The sequence below is a fragment of the Streptosporangium jomthongense genome (assembly GCF_042650425.1).
Lineage (GTDB): Bacteria > Actinomycetota > Actinomycetes > Streptosporangiales > Streptosporangiaceae > Streptosporangium.
The window spans coordinates 34,799-51,084 of the sequence record NZ_JBHSBC010000039.1; the positions used below are offsets into that span (position 1 = coordinate 34,799).

The following is a 16,286-nucleotide window of genomic DNA, read 5'->3' on the forward strand; positions in this document are numbered from 1 at the left end:
CGTTAAGGGGTGCGTGGTGATCTCCTCGACCTTATCCTGATCGCCCTTATGGTGGCCTTCGCGGTGTCGGGGTACCGTCAGGGGTTCATCATCGGGTCCCTCAGCTTCATCGGATTCGTCGGCGGTGCCCTGCTGGGCATGTTCATCGCCCCTCCCATCGCCGGGGCCATAGTCGACGGCGACACCGAGCGGGCGCTGCTCGCCATCGTCATCGTCTTCCTCGCCGCGACGATCGGGCAGTTCGCCTCCTCCACGATCGGCGCGGTGGTCCGCAGCCACGTCACCTGGGAACCGGCCAAGGTGGTCGACGCGGTCGGCGGCACCTTCGCCAGCGCCTTCTCCGTGCTGGTCATCGCCTGGCTGATCGGCTCACTGATCGCCTCCTCGCCGTTCACGCTGCTCAGCGAGCAGATCAACGGCTCTCTGCTGATCAGTACGGTCGACCAGGCGTTGCCCCCCGCGGCCAAGGACTTCCAGAAGCCGTTCAAGCGCTTCATCGACACCTCGGGCTTCCCGAAGGTGTTCGGCGCCATCGGCGGCAACCAGCTCGTCGAGGTCCCGCCCCCGGACCAGAGCGTGGCCAAGGGAGTCCAGCTCAAGCGGGCCCGCCGGGGCATCGTCAAGGTCCAGGGCGTGGCCACCAGCTGCCGCAGGCACATCGAGGGCACCGGGTTCGTCTTCTCGCAGAACAGGGTGATGACCAACGCCCACGTGGTCGCCGGGGTCGACCAGGAGCTGGAGGTCACCGACTACCTCAACAACAACCACCCGGCCAGGGTCGTGCTCTACAACCCCGACCGGGACATCGCCGTCCTGTACGTCCCCGGCCTCAACATGCCGGTACTGCGCTTCGACGGCACCGCGACGATGGGCGACGACGCCATCATCGCGGGCTTCCCCCACGGCCAGGGCTTCACCCTCGCCGAGGCCCGCATCCGGGTGAAACAGCGTGCCAAGGGCCCCGACATCTACGAGCGCAAGACCGTCGTCCGCGACATCTACTCCATCCGCGGCTCGGTCATCCAGGGCAACTCGGGCGGCCCGCTGCTCACCCCCGACGGCCGGGTGTACGGGGTTGTCTTCGCGGCGGCCCTCGACCAGCAGGAGACCGGCTTCGCACTGACGGCGGCCGAGGTCTCCCCGGACGCCGAGGACGGCTCCAAGCTGTTCAACCAGGTAAGCACCCAGGAGTGCGACCGTAACGGCTGAGTCTCTTTGCTCCGCCTGGCTGGGTCTCTTTGCGCCGCCTGGCGGCGTCGCGGGCTTGGGCGCTTCGGGCCGGTGTCTTCCCTCGTCTCTGCGTCGCTTCGCTCCTGCGTTCCTCAGTCCAAGCACCGACGCGCCCAAGCCCTGTCTCTTTGCTCCGCCTGGCGGCGTCGCGGGTTCGGGCGCCTCAGGCCAACGCTTTCCCTCGTCGTTCGTCCGCTTCGCTCCCTCACTCCTCAGTCCAAGCGTCGGCGCGCCCGAACCGAAACCCCTCACACTTGGCGCCGGTACCCCGAACCCTTCACTCCTGGCACCGAGAGTTTCCTAAGCCGGGTCAGAGAAGGTGCTTGATGGTGCTTATGGCCTCTTCTGGGGTTTTTGGGGTTTCTGCTAGGGATTGGGCTGCTTGGGCTAGTTTTTCGTATGGCGGGCCGTACGGGGAGATTCTGGTGGCTCCACGGGTGAACAGGGCGGCGGCGCCGCGGGGGTTGCCTCGCTGGAGGTGGGTAAGCCCGACGCAGATCTGCGCCAGGCCCTGCCACAGCTCGCGTTCCTCCTGAGGGGAGGTCTTCCAACGGCCTTCGAGCACCTCGTGCGCGTGGAAGGGCCTGCCCTCGCTGAGCAGCCTGCGTGCCTCATGGAGCGCCTCGGCGGCGTCCGGCGCGTAGTCGTCGGGGACACGCTCCACACCCTGCGCGTCGTGCGGCAGGGGACGGCCGAAGGCGTCCCTGGGGCGGCGGTTGCGCGGCCTGCCCTCGGGGTCGCGGTCTCTGGGGATCGGATGGTCCGTCATCGGTCGAGATCCGCGTCCGCGAGCCAGGACAGGAGTTCGGCGTCGAACTCCTCTGGCCGTTCCTCGTGCGGAAAGTGCCCGGCCCCCTCGATCAGCCGCCACCGGTAGGACCCGGTCACGTGGCGGCTCGATCCCTGGGCGGTACGCGGCAGGGTGTGCGGGTCGAGCGCGCCGTGGACCTGGAGCGTGGGCGCGTGGACCTCACCGCGCATGATCCTGGCGTAGCGCAGGCCGTCGGGACGGAGCTGGGAGCGGGCGAACCACCGGTGGTACTCCAGCGCGCAGTGCGCCACGGTCGGGATGCGGAACGCCTCGCGGTAGGTCCGTGCGACCTCGGCCTCCGGCCAGCCGGGCCCCGACCACTCGTCGAGCATCCGTCCGACCAGCGCGCCGTCCTTCGCGGTGAGCCGCCACTCCGGCAGGAAGGGCAGCTGGAAGCCCAGCGCGTAGGCGCTCGCCCTGATCTGGCGGAGGGAACCGGTCAGCAGGGCGGAGCGGAGCCTGAGCGGGTGCGGCGCCGCGACCGGGACCAGCCGCAGGACCGACTTCGGGTCCCGGACGGCCATGGTCCAGCCCAGCAGCCCGCCCCAGTCGTGACCGACGACGGTCGCGCCGCTCTCGCCGAGAGCCCTGATCAGCCCGGCCGCGTCACCGGCCAGGGTCGGCAGGTCGTAGCCACGCGGCGGCTTGTCGCTGGCGCCGTACCCCCGCAGGTCGACGGCGACGGCGCGGTAGCCCGCGGCGGGCAGTGAGACGAGCTGGTGGCGCCAGGTCCACCAGAACTGCGGGAAACCGTGCAGCAGCAGGACGAGTGGGCCCTCACCGGCCTCGACCACGTGGAAGCGGGTGCCCCCCGCGTGGACCGAGCGATGGGTCCACGGGCCCTCGATCCTGACCAGGGACTCGTCCGGCTCGTTCACTGGTCCGGACTCACCGGTTCGCGGTGGGAACCGACCTGCCCGGCGCCCTGCGGGGCGGGGGCGGCGGCGAGGCCGGTCTCCGGCTCGCCTCCCTTGAGGTTCTTGAGCGAGCGCATGGTCCGGCGCATTCCGGTCAGGCCCTTGAGCCTGCGCACCCCGAACAGGACCAGCAGGGCCGCGACGACCAGGTAGAACACCGTGACGATGGTGAAGGCGAGCCAGTCCCACACGCCCAGGGCGACCAGGCCGTACGCGATGGCGAAGGAGGCCAGGATCAGGCACAGGTGGGCCATGAACGCGGCGGCGCCGAAGAGTCCGGCGGCCGTGCCCACCCGCTTGGCGTCGAACCTCAGCTCGGCCTTGGCCAGTTCGATCTCGGCGCGGACCAGGGTGGAGATGTGGTCGGTCGCGTTGGCGACGAGCAGGCCGAGCGACTCCTCCTGTGGTTCTGCGGACAGTGGCTCCGCGGCCGGGTTGTGTGTCATGAAGGATCTCCTATCGAGCGCCGGTGTCCATCATCATCCTGTGCGCCGGCGCGCTTGCGCACGCGTAGCCGGAGCAGGATCGCCGCCAGGACCGACGAGATGAGGCTCGCCGCGAGCACACCTGTGGTCACCGCGTTCACCCGTCCCGGATCGTCCCCGTATGCCAGGCCGCCGATGAGCAGCGACACGGTGAAGCCGATCCCGGCCAGTGTCGAGACGGCCGCCATGTCCCGCCAGTGCAGCTCCTCGGACAGTCTCGCCAGGCCGAGCCGTACGGCCAGCCACGCCCCGCCGAAGACGCCGAGGAACTTACCGACGACCAGCCCCGCGATCACGCCGAGCACCACGCGGTCGGTGAACATCGTGCCCAGCGCCTCCGGGGCGAGCGTCACCCCGGCGGACATGAACGCGAACACGGGCACGACGAACCCGGCCGACAGGGGGCGCAGGCGGTGGGCGGCCAGTTCGGCGGGGGAGTTCTCCTCGCCGGGATCGTTACGCACACGGGTCATCAGACCGAGGGCTACCCCGGCGACGGTCGCGTGAACACCGCTGATCTCCACGAGGTACCAGGCGGCCAGGGCGAGGGGGAGATAGATCCACGGGCCGCGGACCCGCTTGGCCTGGAGCAGGCCGTACAGGGCGACGACGGCGATTCCGGCGGCGAGGGCGAGGAGGTTGAGGTGGTTGGTGAAGAAGACGGCGATCACGGCGATGGCACCGAGGTCGTCGACCACCGCGCAGGTCAGCAGGAAGGCGCGTAGCGCCGGGGGCATCGCGCTGGCCGTCACGGCGAGCACCGCGAGCGCGAAGGCGATGTCGGTCGCGGTGGGTATGGCCCAGCCCTGTCCGGCCCCGGGAGCCCCCCAGCTCACCGCCAGGTAGACCAGCACGGGGACGACCATCCCGGCGATCGACGCGAGGATGGGCAACGCGGCCTTGCGGAGGTTGGACAACTCGCCGTGGACGAACTCCTCCTTGACCTCGATGCCGGCCACGAAGAAGAAGATCGTGAGCAGGCCGTTCTGGACCCATTCGCGGAGGTTGAGGTCCAGGTGGAGAGAGGCGGGGCCGAACGTCGTCTCGCGCAGCGCCTCATACGAGCCGGTGGACACATTCGCCCAGATCAGCGCGACGACCGTGGCGGCCAGCATGATGACGCCGCCGACCGTCTCCGTCCTCAGCGCCTCGGCGAGCGTGCGGGAGTGGTGGATGGTGGGCCTGAACGGCCAGATTTCGGCAACGCGACGCATGCGACCTCCGGGGAGTACAGGCAGGGCCGGTTCCCTCCCTGGCCGACCAGACTTCCCGGCACACCTGATCGCCAGCCTACAGAAGGCCGACGAATGGGATTCGCAGTACCTCAGTGTCGCATATCACTCATGATGGGCGGTCGCGCCCTCGGTCGCCCTCGCCTTGTGGGCGGCGACATCGAGGGGCGCGAACCGGGAGCCATCATCTGTCTCGCTCTTCATCCGCGCGCCGCGCCTGTGGCGGGGTGACCGCCCACGGCGCCCGAGATGGTCCTCAGTCCTCGCTCTTGGCGCTGGGCAGCTTCTCGGAGATGAGGTTCATCACCGTGCTGTCGGCCAGCGTGGTGACGTCACCGATGCTGCGGTTCTCCGCGACGTCACGCAGCAGACGCCGCATGATCTTGCCGGAACGGGTCTTCGGCAGTTCGGGGACGACCAGGATCTGGCGCGGCTTGGCGATCGGGCCCAGCGTCTTGGCCACGTGGTTGCGCAGCTCGGCCGCGATGTCCGCGCTCTCCTCCACGCTGCCGCGCAGGATCACGAACGAGACGATCGCCTGGCCGGTGACCGGGTCGGTCGCGCCGACGACCGCGGCCTCGGCGACCTTCGGGTGCGAGACCAGGGCCGACTCGACCTCGGTGGTCGAGATGTTGTGACCGGAGACGAGCATGACGTCGTCGACCCGGCCGAGGAGCCAGATGTCGCCGTCGGCGTCCCTCTTGGCGCCGTCGCCCGCGAAGTACATGCCCTCGAAGCGGGACCAGTAGGTGTCGATGTAGCGCTGGTCGTCGCCCCAGATCGTACGGAGCATGGAGGGCCACGGGTCACGGATGGCCAGGTAGCCGCCTCCGCCGTTGCCGACGCTGTTGCCCTGGTCGTCGACCACGTCGGCGGTGATGCCCGGCAGCGGGCGCATGGCCGCACCCGGCTTGGCGCTGGTCACACCGGGCAGCGGGCTGATCATGATCGCGCCGGTCTCGGTCTGCCACCAGGTGTCCACGACCGGGGTGCGGTTGCCGCCGATGTGCTCGCGGTACCAGACGTAGGCCTCGGGGTTGATCGGCTCACCGACGCTGCCCAGGACGCGCAGGGACGACATGTCGAACTTGGCGGGGATGTCGTCGCCCCACTTCATGAACGTGCGGATCGCGGTGGGCGCGGTGTAGAGGATCGTGACGCCGTACTTCTGCACGACCTCCCAGAACCGGCCCCGGTGCGGGGTGTCGGGGGTGCCCTCGTAGATGACGCTGGTGGCGCCGTTGGCGAGCGGGCCGTACACGATGTAGGAGTGGCCGGTCACCCAGCCGATGTCGGCGGTGCACCAGTAGACGTCGGTCTCCGGCTTGAGGTCGAAGACGGAGTAGTGGGTGTAGGCCGTCTGGGTGAGGTAGCCGCCCGTGGTGTGCAGGATGCCCTTGGGCCTGCCGGTGGTGCCGCTGGTGTAGAGGATGTAGAGCGGGTGCTCGGCGTCGTGCGGCTGCGCCTCGTGGGTCTCGGACTGGCGCTCGACGAGGTCGTGCCACCAGATGTCCTTGTCCGTCTGCTCGACCTCCTGGCCGGTCCGGCGGACGACCACGACGTGCTCGATGCCGGGGCACTCCTTGACGGCCTCGTCGACGGTCGGCTTCAGGGCGCTGGGCGCGCCACGGCGGTAGCCGCCGTCGGCGGTGACCACGACCTTGGCGTCGGCGTCCTTGATCCTGCCGCTGAGGGCGGTGGCGGAGAAGCCGCCGAACACCACGGAGTGGATGGCGCCGATGCGGGCGCAGGCGAGCATCGTGATCGGCAGCTCGGGGATCATCGGCAGGTAGACGGCCACCCGGTCACCCTTGCCGACCCCCAGCTCCTGCAGGGCGTTGGCCGTCTTGGCGACCTCCCGCTGCAGGTCGGCATAGGTGATCGTACGGCTGTCGCCCTCGGGCTCGCCCTCCCAGTGGTAGGCGATCTTGTCGCCGTTGCCCGCCTCGACGTGCCGGTCCACACAGTTGTAGGCGACGTTCAGCTCCCCGCCGACGAACCACTTGGCGAAGGGCGCGTTCCACTCAAGGGTGTTGTCCCAGCGCTTGGACCAGGTCAGCCGGTCGGCCTGCTTGTCCCAGAACGCCAGACGGTCACGCGCGGCCTCCTCGTAAGCCTCTGCGGTCACGTTCGCGGACGCGGCCAGCTCGGCAGGAGGGGCGAACCGCCGGGTCTCGTTCAGCAGGTTTGACAGCGTCTCCTGGGTCTCACGCGACTCGGAACCAGGGGTCTCCGGGGCCACTGCACACTCCTTATACGTACTGCTCGTCTACTGTTCGTGTTCCACTTCACCAGGCCAGAGGTGCCCGCCACAAGAGGTCTAGACTGGTCTGTACCAATCGGTGATAGCGGTCCGTACGGTTCACAGGCGCCTTAACACCGGATAACAACCGCAGCGGAAACGTTGCTCTTTTGTCATCGTAAGAATGTAGATGACGCTATTCGGCAGCCTTTAGCGGGGGGCCGTACTGAGCGCCTCCCGCCCCCGGAGGTCCCGTACTTACGGGCTGTCCGTAAGGACGGGGCGTGTCCGCCTCCCGGCACCCGGCCGCTATGGTCGGGGAGCGTGAGCGACCCATTGGCTGTCATCGCGGAGATGCCGGGCGTACCCGAGGCCGTCGCCGAGGCGCGCAAGGCCGTCGACCGGCTCTACGGCCACCGTGTGCTGCGGCGCAAGAGTCCCGAGGTCTCCGCCAGGTCGGCGCTGCGCGGCGCCCGCGCGTCCGCCGCCCTCGACGGCGCCGACGTCCCGCTGGAAGCCGTCCCCGAGACCGCCGACCCGGTCGTCCAGGGCGCGCTACGCGTCTCGGCCGAGCTGGGACGACTCGGCGCGACCTGGCGTACGGCACCCCGCCAGGTGCTGGCGAGGCTGCACACCCTCGCCGCGTCGGGACAGGGCGAGGACCTGGGCCGCCCCCGGTCCTCCACGACGGCGCCCGACCCGCTCGGCCTGGGCGCCGCTCCCGGGCCCGAGGAGACAGTGGCCCGGGTGGACGGCCTGGTCGGCCTCCTGACCGGCCCGACCTCGGCGCCCGCCCTGGTGCTGGCCGCCGTCGTCCACGCGGAGCTGGCGGTGCTGCGGCCGTTCGGATCGGCCGACGGGGTGATCGCCAGAGCGGCGGAGCGTCTGACGCTGGTCGAGTACGGCCTCGACCCCAAGTCGCTGGCGGTCGTGGAGGTCGGTCACCTCGAACTCGGAGCCGCCTACCCGCGGGGCCTGCGGGCCTACCTGAGCGGGACGCCGGACGGGATGGCGACGTGGGTACGGCACTGCGCGGACGCGGTCGTCCTCGGGGTGCGTGAGACCACGGCGATCTGTGAGGCCATGCAGCGCGGTTGAGGTGTCCTTGCGGCCTTTCGCCGACGCGCCTTTCGGACACAGCAGACGGCGCCCCTGGTCATGGGGCGCCGTCGCTAACACGACGCCACCGGGTTACCAAGCGTGCACCTGTCTATCGTCGGAACGGGTCGAGACCCGTACTCGACGTGCCTCCCGCGGCTCGGCGGCACGTGGGTACCCGGCGGTTCGTGCTCGGACAACTCGGACAAGTGGTCCGTGCACCCTTTGTATGACGGATTCGGGCTGTTGGGAACCCCTTGGGGTGGGTCCTTTACCGAACATGGGACATTTATGGACAAATCGCCCATGTAGGGTGCCTGGTGTGCCGGGTGATCTTCGTGACCTCTGGTGGCCGGTCACGCTGTGTGATCGAAAACGGGCCTATTAGGGACGCGCCCGATTGGCCGCTATGCCTATGCGAGATCGTTACATTGAAAAAAACTAGCGGAAACTGCAGATTGCTCCTCGACGAAACTCAACTTGATCGGGCAGCATGAGGTGGTATCTCCACAAAGTGGAGAGACCACGCACGCTTGGGCATGCAATGTCCTTGCCATGCCCTGGTCAACCGTTGAGGCTTTCTTCTGAAACGGGACCGGCTCTACCCCCCCAGAGCCGGACCGGTTGGCGGCCCCCGCTCTCCCCCCCCCGGCGGGGGTCGCCACTTTTTCTCCCCACCCCGCGTACGGCGGTACGCGGAGGACGGCCGGGACGTTCCTTCGTGAGGCCCCGACCGGATCGACGAGGGCCGGGTCCCTGGGCTCTTCTCGTCTCGCGACCTGACCGCGCCCCGCCTTCCGGCTGTGTCTCACCGCCTGCTCCTGTCCCGTCCTTGTTCCCTGCCGTATCTCACCGTCTGGTCGCGCCCTGTCGGCGGTTGTCCACAGGCGGGACCGTCCCTCCCGGGTTTTCCACAGAACGGCGTTCGGCGCCGTCGAGGGGAGGGCGTTTGGCGGAAAGTGGGCTTCCCACATCCCAGGGAGGCACCATTGGACCGTCCGTTGGTCATCACCGAGGACCACGATCTGCTCGACGACCTTCTCCGGGTCGCCGCCGCGGCGGGCGCCGAGCTCGACGTCGCCCACGCGCCCACGCACGCCAGGCCGTACTGGAACCGGGCCCCGCTCGTCGTGGTCGGCGGTGACATGGCCGACACGCTGGCGGCGACCGGGCCACCGCCCAGAGACCGCGTTCTGCTGGTCACCCGCGCTCCCGGCGATCCCGACGCGTGGCGCAGGTGCGTCGCCGTCGGTGCCCAGACGGTCCTGGAACTGCCCTCGGCCGAGCGGCGGCTGGTCGAGGAGTTCGCCGACGCCGTCGAGCCGGTTTCCAGGGCGGGGCCCGTGGTCTGCGTGGCGGGCGGGCGCGGCGGAGCCGGGGCCAGCGTCCTGGCGGCCTCCCTGGCGCTGACCGCCTCCCGGCGGCGCCTGCGCACCCTGCTCGTCGACGCCGACCCACTCGGTGGCGGACTCGACCTGCTCCTCGGTCAGGAGGAGGCGAAGGGCGCCCGCTGGCCGGACCTGGTTGCCCGCGAGGGCAGGATCAACGCCGCAGCGCTCCAGGCCGCCCTTCCCACGTTCGCGGAGCTCACCCTGCTCTCTTTCGGCAGGGGAGAGGTCGAAACCATCCCCGCGGAGGCGATGCGCTCGGTCCTTGAGGCGGGAATGCGCGGTTTCGACCTGGTCGTGGTCGATCTGCCGCGCCACTGCGATCACGCCGCCGCACAGGCGCTCGCCAGGGCGGCGGCGACCCTGCTGGTCGTCACCGCCGACGTGCGCGGTGTGCTGGCCGCGGCGCAGGCGCTGGCCCGGTTGCGTGAGCACACCACCGAGATACGGGCCGTCGTGCGGAGCGGCGTCCTGGACGACGACGTCGTCACCTCCTCCCTCCGCCTGCCGTCCGCCGGAGGCCTTCCCGACCAGCCCAGGCTCACCGCCGCCCTCAACCGGGGCGATCCGCCCCCGCTCGGCGGGCGGACCCCACTGGGGCGTTTCTGCGCGTCGTTCCTGAACTCGCTGCCCGAGGCCGAACGATGATCCGGGAGGTCACGGTCTCACCCGAGGTGGTCGAGGCTGTCCGGATACGCCTGGCCCGCGCCGGGACCGAGCCGAGCGCCGCCCACGTCGCGGCCGCCCTCAGGGCCGAGCGCGCGGTGCTCGGCGACGCGGAGATCCTGGCGGTGACCCGTGCCCTGTGCGCCGACCTGATCGGCGCCGGGCCCCTCGAACCGCTGCTGGCCGAGCCCGACGTGACCGACGTGCTGGTGAACGGCCCGGAGGAGGTGTGGGTCGACGACGGCAGGGGCCTGCGCCGTACATCCGTCGTCTTCCCCGACGAGGAGACGCTCCGGCGGCTCGCCCAGCGGCTGGCGGCGGCCGCGGGCAGGCGTCTCGACGACGCCTGCCCCTACGCCGACGCCCGTCTCGCCGGGGGCGTGCGGCTGCACGCGGTCCTGCCGCCCGTCGCCGCGGGAGGCACCTGCCTGTCCCTACGGCTTCCGCCACGCCGTACGTTCACCCTGCCCGACCTGGTCAGGGCGGGCACCATCAGGGCCGAAGCCGTGCCCGTGCTCAGCGCCGTGGTCCGATCGAGACTCGCCTTCCTCGTCACGGGCGGGACGGGCACGGGAAAGACCACGCTGCTGTCGGCGTTGCTGTCCCTGGCCGATCCGGGAGACCGGCTGATGCTGGTCGAGGACTCGGCCGAGCTGCGTCCCCTCCACCCGCACGTCGTGCGGCTGGAGAGCCGCCCCGCCAACCTCGAAGGGGCCGGTGGCGTGTGCCTGCGCGATCTCGTGCGCCAGGCCCTGCGCATGCGTCCCGACCGTCTGGTCGTCGGCGAGGTCCGCGGTGCCGAGGTGGTCGACCTCCTCAGCGCCCTCAACACCGGCCACGAAGGCGGATGCGGCACACTGCACGCCAACACGGCGGCCGACGTCCCGCCCCGCCTCGAAGCCCTGGCCTGTGCCGCCGGCCTCAGCAGGGAGGCCGTCCACAGTCAGCTCGCCGCCGCGCTGGACGTCGTCGTCCACCTCGTCCGAGACCACACCGACGGGCGCCGCCGGGTGGCCGAGATATGCGTGATGGTCCGGCGTCCCTCCGGGCTGGTCGAGGTCGAGCCCGCCCTCACCTTCTCTTCCGACGGCCGGACGACCACGGGGCCGGGGCTGCCCGTCCTCACGGCCCGTGCTCCCGGTGTGCCCCACTCGCCCGTCCTGGCTCTGACGCGGGGAGAGACCCGGCCGCCGGAGGCGAGCCGCCGGTCGCGCGAAGAGCCTCCCGAGGCCGTGGGCGGCCGAGCCGGTCCTCCATCCGCCGTACGGATCGGTGGAAGAGCCCGTGCGCATGGGGTGCCGCCATGACGGTGGCGGCCGTGCTGCTGGCCGCTCTGTCGGGGTGGCTGTGGACCGGCGCAGATCAGGCGACCGCCCGCCTGCTCCGGGCGGGGAGCGATCGGCGTCGTCCGGCCGGGCGTTCGCGCCGACCGGGTTCGCCGCTCGGTCTTCTCCTGGGCTCTCTGCCGTCGAGACGCGCGAGGGCCTGGCGGATCGCGTCGATCGAACTGTGCCGTGGCCTCGCCGCCGAACTGGCGGCGGGGCGGACCGCCGGAGAGGCGCTGGCCCGCGCCGTGTCGGCCACCGATCTTCCCGATCCCGCGGTGGCGCGTCCTCTGGCCTCGGTCGCGAGAGACGGCGGCGACGTTCCCTCCACCCTGCTGGCCGTCGCTCCCGAACAGGGCGGAGAGGCATTCCACGACCTGGCGGCCTGCTGGCGGGTGAGCACGACGACCGGGGCGGCCCTGTCCGTCCTGGTCGACCGTGTGGCCGCCTCGCTCGGGGAGGCACGGTCCCACCGCCAGGATCTCGCCGCCCAACTCGCCGGTGCCCGGGCCACCGCCCGCCTGCTGGCCTTCCTGCCCGCGCTCGGGTTGCTGATGGCGACCGGGCTCGGCATGGATCCTCTGGGCTTCCTGTTCGGAGGTCCCGCCGGTGCGGGGTGCCTCCTGGGCGGTCTGGCCCTCGACGGTTGCGGCCTGTGGTGGACGAACCGCCTCGTCGCCCGTGCCCAGCGTTTCTGATCCCGAGGCTGTCGCAGGGCCTCGGCCTCGGTGCCGGTTCGTCGCCTGTGTCCGGCGTTCCTGATCCCTGCCGCGTTTTGGAGGTGTCCTTTGTTCCCTGTCTCTTCCGCCTTCGCCGGACGACCACGGCGGCCGGGGTGATCCTTGTGCTGGCCGTCGTCCTCGCCGGGACCGCCGGATGGCTGTGGACGTCGCCCGAGGGTCCCGCGGATCGGGTCCACCGGGCCCTGCGAGCTCCTTCGAGTCCGTCCTCTCCGCCGCCTTTCTCTTCACGGCCCGCCGTACGGGGCTCACCCGTCACGGAGCGGGTCTGGACGCCGTCCTCGGCCCCCGCCTCAGGAGGACGGCGACGGCCGGAGCGTAGAGAGGTGGTGCTCTGCGCGATCGTCGGCCTGACGGCGTTCCTCGCGCTCGGGGGCGCCACCGGGCTCGTCGCCGGCGTGACCGGTTCCGCGATCGCGCTGGAGGCCGCGCGAAGGCGGCAGCCGTCCTGGCTCCGTCAGGAGCGCGACCGCGTGATGACCGACCTGCCCCTCGCGGTCGACCTCATGGTCGCCTGCCTGCGCGCCGGACAGCCGATCGCCGGTGCCGTCGACATGACGGCCGGAGCGCTCGGTGGGCCGCTCGGTGACCGGTTGGCGTGGGTGGGCGGGCAACTGAGGCTGGGAGCCGCTCCTGAGGAGGCCTGGCGGGCGATGTCGGCCGAGGGACCGCTGGCCGCGCTGGCGCGGACGATGAGCCGCGCCACGCTCAGCGGCGCGCCCGTGGCCGACGTTCTCACCAGGCTGGCCGACGACGCCCGCGAGGAGGCCCGTTCCGCCGCCTCGGCCGCTGCCAGGAGGGTCGGTGTTCAGGTCGTCGCCCCGCTGGGGCTCTGCTTCCTGCCCGCCTTCGTCTGCCTGGGCATCGTTCCCGTCGTGGCGGGCCTCGCCGGTGACGTGCTGTTTCCCTGAATCCCCCGATGTTTTCCACAGGGCGCGCTCGCGTCCCCGAGTTATCCACAGAACGCTGTTCGCGGCCCCGGAGCCCGGTCCTCATCGAGAAAGCTGACCTTGACCGGCGCCGGGTGCCCGCCCGGCGACAACCCCGACGACCCTCCCAGGAGGAAACGATGTCCCCGATGGTGTCCCCACCGTCCACCGGCTGTGGCCGCCCCAGGCTGAGGCGGTGGCTTCACGACCGTTGGGCCCGGCTGACCATGCTCACCGGCCGCGACAGAGGCATGTCCACCGCCGAGTACGCCGTCGGCACGATCGCCGCCTGCGCCTTCGCGATGCTCCTTTTCAAGGTGGTGACCAGCCCCGAGGTCCGGCAGATGATCAGCAATCTGATCAAGCGAGCGCTCAACGTGGCCGGATGACCCCCGTGAGATCCGCTGCGTCCCTCCGCCGATCGAGGGGGTCGGTGACCGCGGAGACCGCGGTCGCGCTTCCCGCCCTGGTCATTGTCCTGGCGGTCGCGCTGTGGGCGGTGACGACGGTGGGGGCGCGGCTTGAGTGCGTGGACGCGGCTCGGGCGGGTGCCAGGGCCGCGTCGCGAGGCGAGCCCCTGGAGCGGGTGCGAAGCGTCGTCCTGGCCGCGGCTCCGGCGGGGGCGCGGGTGACGGTGACCCGAGGAGCGGAGACCACCCGGGTGGAGGTGTCCGTGAACGTCGTTCCCGGCTGGGGCGCGTCGCTGCCCGGCGTCACCGTTCACGCGACCGCCGTCTCCATCACCGAGCCGGGTGTGGAACAGCCAGGTGGAACGCCGGAGTGAGGGGGCCGAGCCCCGCGAGGCGAAGCCGGGGCGGGTCGCACGGACGAGACGGCCACACGGTGAAGAAATCGTGGAAGACGGCGACCAAGCCACGGAGGAAGCACGAAGGAAGGACGGGGGACAGGCATGAGACGACGTGGGCCAGACGGGCGACAGACGAGAAAAGCGACAAGAAACGCTGAAACAGCAGCGGGCCCGACAGGCGGCTCGATAGGCACAACAAGCAGAACAGCAGGAAGACGGCGGGGAGCTGACCGGGGAGGGGCGACGATCTGGATGGCCGGGTTCATGACGTTGGTTCTCATGGCGATGGCCGTGATCATGCTCGCCGGAACGGTCAGGGTCGCCCGGCACCGCGCCATGAGCGCCGCGGATCTGAGCGCCCTCGCCGCCGCACGCCTGGCCTTCGCCGATCCACGACGCGCGTGCGCCCAGGCGGCCTCACTGGCCGAGGGCAACGGGGTGCGGCTCACCCGGTGCTCTGTCAACGGTCACGGGGTCGCCGACGTCCAGGTGACAGTACGGCTCCACCTGCCCACGTTGGGCCCCCAAACGGTCACAGCCGTCGCCCGTGCCGGACCCGTCCAGCTCACCGTCCCCACAGGAGAGGCCGACGAAGCGGTGAGAGGCCCACCCCCGGAAAGACCCTCCCCTTCGCGAAGATCGGCTGCGCCCGTTCCGGCGGTGGATTCCGGGTCCTGACCGACCAGGTGGCTGCACGCGCCGGCCAGGTGCCGCGGTCGTCGGCTACGTGCCGGTGGCGGAGATCCCAGGGGGGTGGTCACCGTCGGCCGACGACGTGAATTTCCCGGTGACCTGCCAAGACGTGCCCGCTCTTCACGCTAGGGTCTGTTCCTTGGATCTTCGCCGTGGTGAGGACCGGCCGGTCGTGCGTGTCGCGAGGGAAGGAGTCCGTAACGGTGCTGTGGGCGGTAAGGGCCTTCCCGGCGTTCACGGCAGGCGCGGAACCGGCGGAACGTCACCGTGGGTGAACCGGCATGGCGGTCGGCGTCTGGCCGACCACGATGGGCGCGAAGATCCGTGAAGCGAACCTGGGGCGACCCAGGGTGACCGCGGTGAACAGCCGGTCAGTAAGGAGAAGGCCCATGTGGTGTCGAATGATTGCGAATGCCATGGCGGTTTGATCCTGATGTGTGACGCCGGATGCCCTGGCCAGACGGGCAGGGCATCGGTTACACCAAAAAACAGCGGAACCTCCCCTCCGGCCCCTCCTCTCCGATTCACCCGGCAGAAGGCGAAACGACTGCGCGGATCGCCTGTCTCCTCTCGGGAGCTGTCGCTGAACACCAACCTCATATCGCGGCCGGAGTGAAGAGCTGCCGACAGGGCGCTCCCCACACCACGGTTCGCCACGACGACTGACCCGAACCGGGGAGAGAACACCATGCATGATCAGCCGTGGACCGCTGTGCCCCGTCTGGTGGCCTTTGATCTGGAGGGGACCGGTGGCCAGGACAGGGAGCGGGAAGCGGTCCTGGAAGTGGCCGTCGTCCCGCTGGACGACGGGTGCCCTGACCTTTCGGGCGCCTACCACTCCGTGGTGAACCCCGGCCGCTACATCCCGCCCCACCGGTGGATCTCGCCCGGACTGACCAACGACCTGCTCGGGCTCGCCCCACCGCTGGAGCACATCCGCCCGGAGCTGGCGACCCGTTTGGGCGGTGCCGTCGTCGTCGGCCACAACGTACGTGTCGACGCGCGGCTGTTGGAGTTGTGCTGCCCCGGCATCCGCCTGGCCGGATTGATCGACACGCTCAAGCTCGCCCGGTTTGTCCACCCCCACAACCGGCGGCTGGGGCTGACGGCGCTGTTGGATCACTATGGGCTCACCGAGGAGGTGAACGGGCTGACCGGCAGTGTGCCGCACCGGGCGCTGTGGGACGCGGTGGGAGCCGCCCTGTTGCTGGGAAGTCTGCTGCGAGACATCCCAGGAGGCGTCGACTACACCTTCGCCCAACTGAACACGGCGGCAGGTTTGCCCGACGCGACCGGTGCCGAGGAGAGCAGGTCGCATGAGGACGACCGGTCACAGTTGTTCTAGGGAGCGTTCTTGTTCCGGGGAGCGTCCCGACACGCTCTGGCGATGGTCCCATGAGGTATCGACGGGTGACCTGCCTCGGGCGTCGGCCTCCTGGCCGTTCTCGACCCGGCACGCATGGACCGTCGGCCGTACGGCCCGTGGCGGCCTTCTCCGGCGGGCGGAGAACCTCACGCGGCGCGGGAACGGGAGAGGCGAAGCTTCCTCGGGAAGTAATTCACATAAAAACGGTTATGTCGGAAATTTGATTTTATGAAGGGGTTTTTGTCGGGAACGCATTGACCTTCTCGCCTCGGCCTTCCCGAACTTCCCCTGCCCTCCACCGGGACTCGCGGTGGATCTCCATCTCGCCGGGCTTAGCGGGACTTCGTCAGGCTTCG

General features: G+C 70.3%; 15 protein-coding genes. 10 read left to right on the forward strand and 5 right to left on the reverse strand.

Going from position 1 to position 16,286, the window contains the following annotated elements; genetic code table 11:
• The first annotated feature begins 9 nt into the window (after window positions 1-9).
• Window positions 10-1,209: a MarP family serine protease gene (locus tag ACFOYY_RS32940; RefSeq protein WP_352011008.1), complete on the forward strand. Its 1,200-nt coding sequence runs from the start codon at window positions 10-12 to the stop codon at window positions 1,207-1,209.
• A gap of 331 nt (window positions 1,210-1,540) precedes the next feature.
• Here ACFOYY_RS32940 and ACFOYY_RS32945 read toward each other — a convergent pair whose 3' ends face one another.
• The 5 genes from ACFOYY_RS32945 to acs form a co-directional block, all read right to left on the reverse strand.
• Window positions 1,541-1,999: a DUF309 domain-containing protein gene (locus ACFOYY_RS32945; protein ID WP_386195001.1), complete on the reverse strand. Its 459-nt coding sequence runs from the start codon at window positions 1,997-1,999 to the stop codon at window positions 1,541-1,543.
• Window positions 1,996-2,919 (reverse strand): alpha/beta fold hydrolase, encoded by a 924-nt coding sequence (locus ACFOYY_RS32950; RefSeq protein WP_352011006.1) that lies wholly within the window; start codon window positions 2,917-2,919, stop codon window positions 1,996-1,998. Before ACFOYY_RS32950 ends, ACFOYY_RS32945 begins: the two co-directional genes overlap by 4 nt.
• Window positions 2,916-3,404 (reverse strand): phage holin family protein, encoded by a 489-nt coding sequence (locus ACFOYY_RS32955; protein ID WP_352011005.1) that lies wholly within the window; start codon window positions 3,402-3,404, stop codon window positions 2,916-2,918. Before ACFOYY_RS32955 ends, ACFOYY_RS32950 begins: the two co-directional genes overlap by 4 nt.
• Window positions 3,401-4,657, reverse strand: coding sequence for a Na+/H+ antiporter NhaA (gene nhaA, locus ACFOYY_RS32960; RefSeq protein ID WP_386195004.1), 1,257 nt, complete (start codon window positions 4,655-4,657; stop codon window positions 3,401-3,403). The genes ACFOYY_RS32955 and nhaA overlap by 4 nt, the downstream gene beginning before the upstream one ends.
• A 274-nt stretch (window positions 4,658-4,931) precedes the next feature.
• On the reverse strand, window positions 4,932-6,917 hold the full coding sequence (gene acs / locus ACFOYY_RS32965) for an acetate--CoA ligase (RefSeq protein WP_352011003.1): 1,986 nt from the start codon (window positions 6,915-6,917) through the stop codon (window positions 4,932-4,934).
• A 324-nt stretch (window positions 6,918-7,241) separates the two neighbouring features.
• On the opposite strand from acs, the gene ACFOYY_RS32970 reads away from it, so the two are divergent.
• The 9 genes from ACFOYY_RS32970 (at window position 7,242) to ACFOYY_RS33010 (ending at window position 15,909) form a co-directional block, all read left to right on the forward strand.
• Window positions 7,242-8,015, forward strand: coding sequence for an oxidoreductase (locus tag ACFOYY_RS32970; RefSeq protein WP_386195007.1), 774 nt, complete (start codon window positions 7,242-7,244; stop codon window positions 8,013-8,015).
• A gap of 989 nt (window positions 8,016-9,004) precedes the next feature.
• Window positions 9,005-10,051 (forward strand): septum site-determining protein Ssd, encoded by a 1,047-nt coding sequence (ssd, locus tag ACFOYY_RS32975; protein WP_386195009.1) that lies wholly within the window; start codon window positions 9,005-9,007, stop codon window positions 10,049-10,051.
• Window positions 10,048-11,376 carry a TadA family conjugal transfer-associated ATPase gene (locus tag ACFOYY_RS32980; RefSeq protein ID WP_386195011.1) on the forward strand — a complete coding sequence of 443 codons (1,329 nt, stop codon included), beginning with the start codon at window positions 10,048-10,050 and terminating at the stop codon, window positions 11,374-11,376. The genes ssd and ACFOYY_RS32980 overlap by 4 nt, the downstream gene beginning before the upstream one ends.
• Window positions 11,373-12,092 carry a type II secretion system F family protein gene (locus ACFOYY_RS32985; RefSeq protein WP_386195013.1) on the forward strand — a complete coding sequence of 240 codons (720 nt, stop codon included), beginning with the start codon at window positions 11,373-11,375 and terminating at the stop codon, window positions 12,090-12,092. Before ACFOYY_RS32980 ends, ACFOYY_RS32985 begins: the two co-directional genes overlap by 4 nt.
• A gap of 368 nt (window positions 12,093-12,460) precedes the next feature.
• Complete coding sequence (locus ACFOYY_RS32990; protein ID WP_352010998.1) at window positions 12,461-13,045, forward strand: type II secretion system F family protein; 585 nt, start codon at window positions 12,461-12,463, stop codon at window positions 13,043-13,045.
• 158 nt (window positions 13,046-13,203) lie between these two features.
• Window positions 13,204-13,452, forward strand: a complete 249-nt coding sequence (locus ACFOYY_RS32995) for a DUF4244 domain-containing protein (RefSeq protein ID WP_352010997.1) — start codon at window positions 13,204-13,206, stop codon at window positions 13,450-13,452.
• 44 nt (window positions 13,453-13,496) lie between these two features.
• Window positions 13,497-13,847, forward strand: a complete 351-nt coding sequence (locus ACFOYY_RS33000; RefSeq protein WP_352010996.1) for a TadE family type IV pilus minor pilin — start codon at window positions 13,497-13,499, stop codon at window positions 13,845-13,847.
• A 126-nt stretch (window positions 13,848-13,973) separates the two neighbouring features.
• Window positions 13,974-14,549, forward strand: coding sequence for an Rv3654c family TadE-like protein (locus ACFOYY_RS33005; protein WP_386195017.1), 576 nt, complete (start codon window positions 13,974-13,976; stop codon window positions 14,547-14,549).
• Window positions 14,550-15,252: 703 nt separating this feature from the next.
• Entirely contained in the window at window positions 15,253-15,909 is a 657-nt protein-coding gene (locus tag ACFOYY_RS33010) for a 3'-5' exonuclease (RefSeq protein WP_352010994.1), read from the forward strand.
• Window positions 15,910-16,286: the final 377 nt, after the last annotated feature.

Coding starts and splice junctions, on each gene's coding strand:
- ACFOYY_RS32945 (WP_386195001.1), bottom strand. CDS start 1,999: ATGACGGACCATCCGATCCCCAGAGACCGCGACCCCGAGGGCAGGCCG.
- ACFOYY_RS32955 (WP_352011005.1), bottom strand. CDS start 3,404: ATGACACACAACCCGGCCGCGGAGCCACTGTCCGCAGAACCACAGGAG.
- nhaA (WP_386195004.1), bottom strand. CDS start 4,657: ATGCGTCGCGTTGCCGAAATCTGGCCGTTCAGGCCCACCATCCACCAC.
- ACFOYY_RS32980 (WP_386195011.1), top strand. CDS start 10,048: ATGATCCGGGAGGTCACGGTCTCACCCGAGGTGGTCGAGGCTGTCCGG.
- ACFOYY_RS32985 (WP_386195013.1), top strand. CDS start 11,373: ATGACGGTGGCGGCCGTGCTGCTGGCCGCTCTGTCGGGGTGGCTGTGG.
- ACFOYY_RS32995 (WP_352010997.1), top strand. CDS start 13,204: ATGTCCCCGATGGTGTCCCCACCGTCCACCGGCTGTGGCCGCCCCAGG.
- ACFOYY_RS33005 (WP_386195017.1), top strand. CDS start 13,974: ATGAGACGACGTGGGCCAGACGGGCGACAGACGAGAAAAGCGACAAGA.
- ACFOYY_RS33010 (WP_352010994.1), top strand. CDS start 15,253: ATGCATGATCAGCCGTGGACCGCTGTGCCCCGTCTGGTGGCCTTTGAT.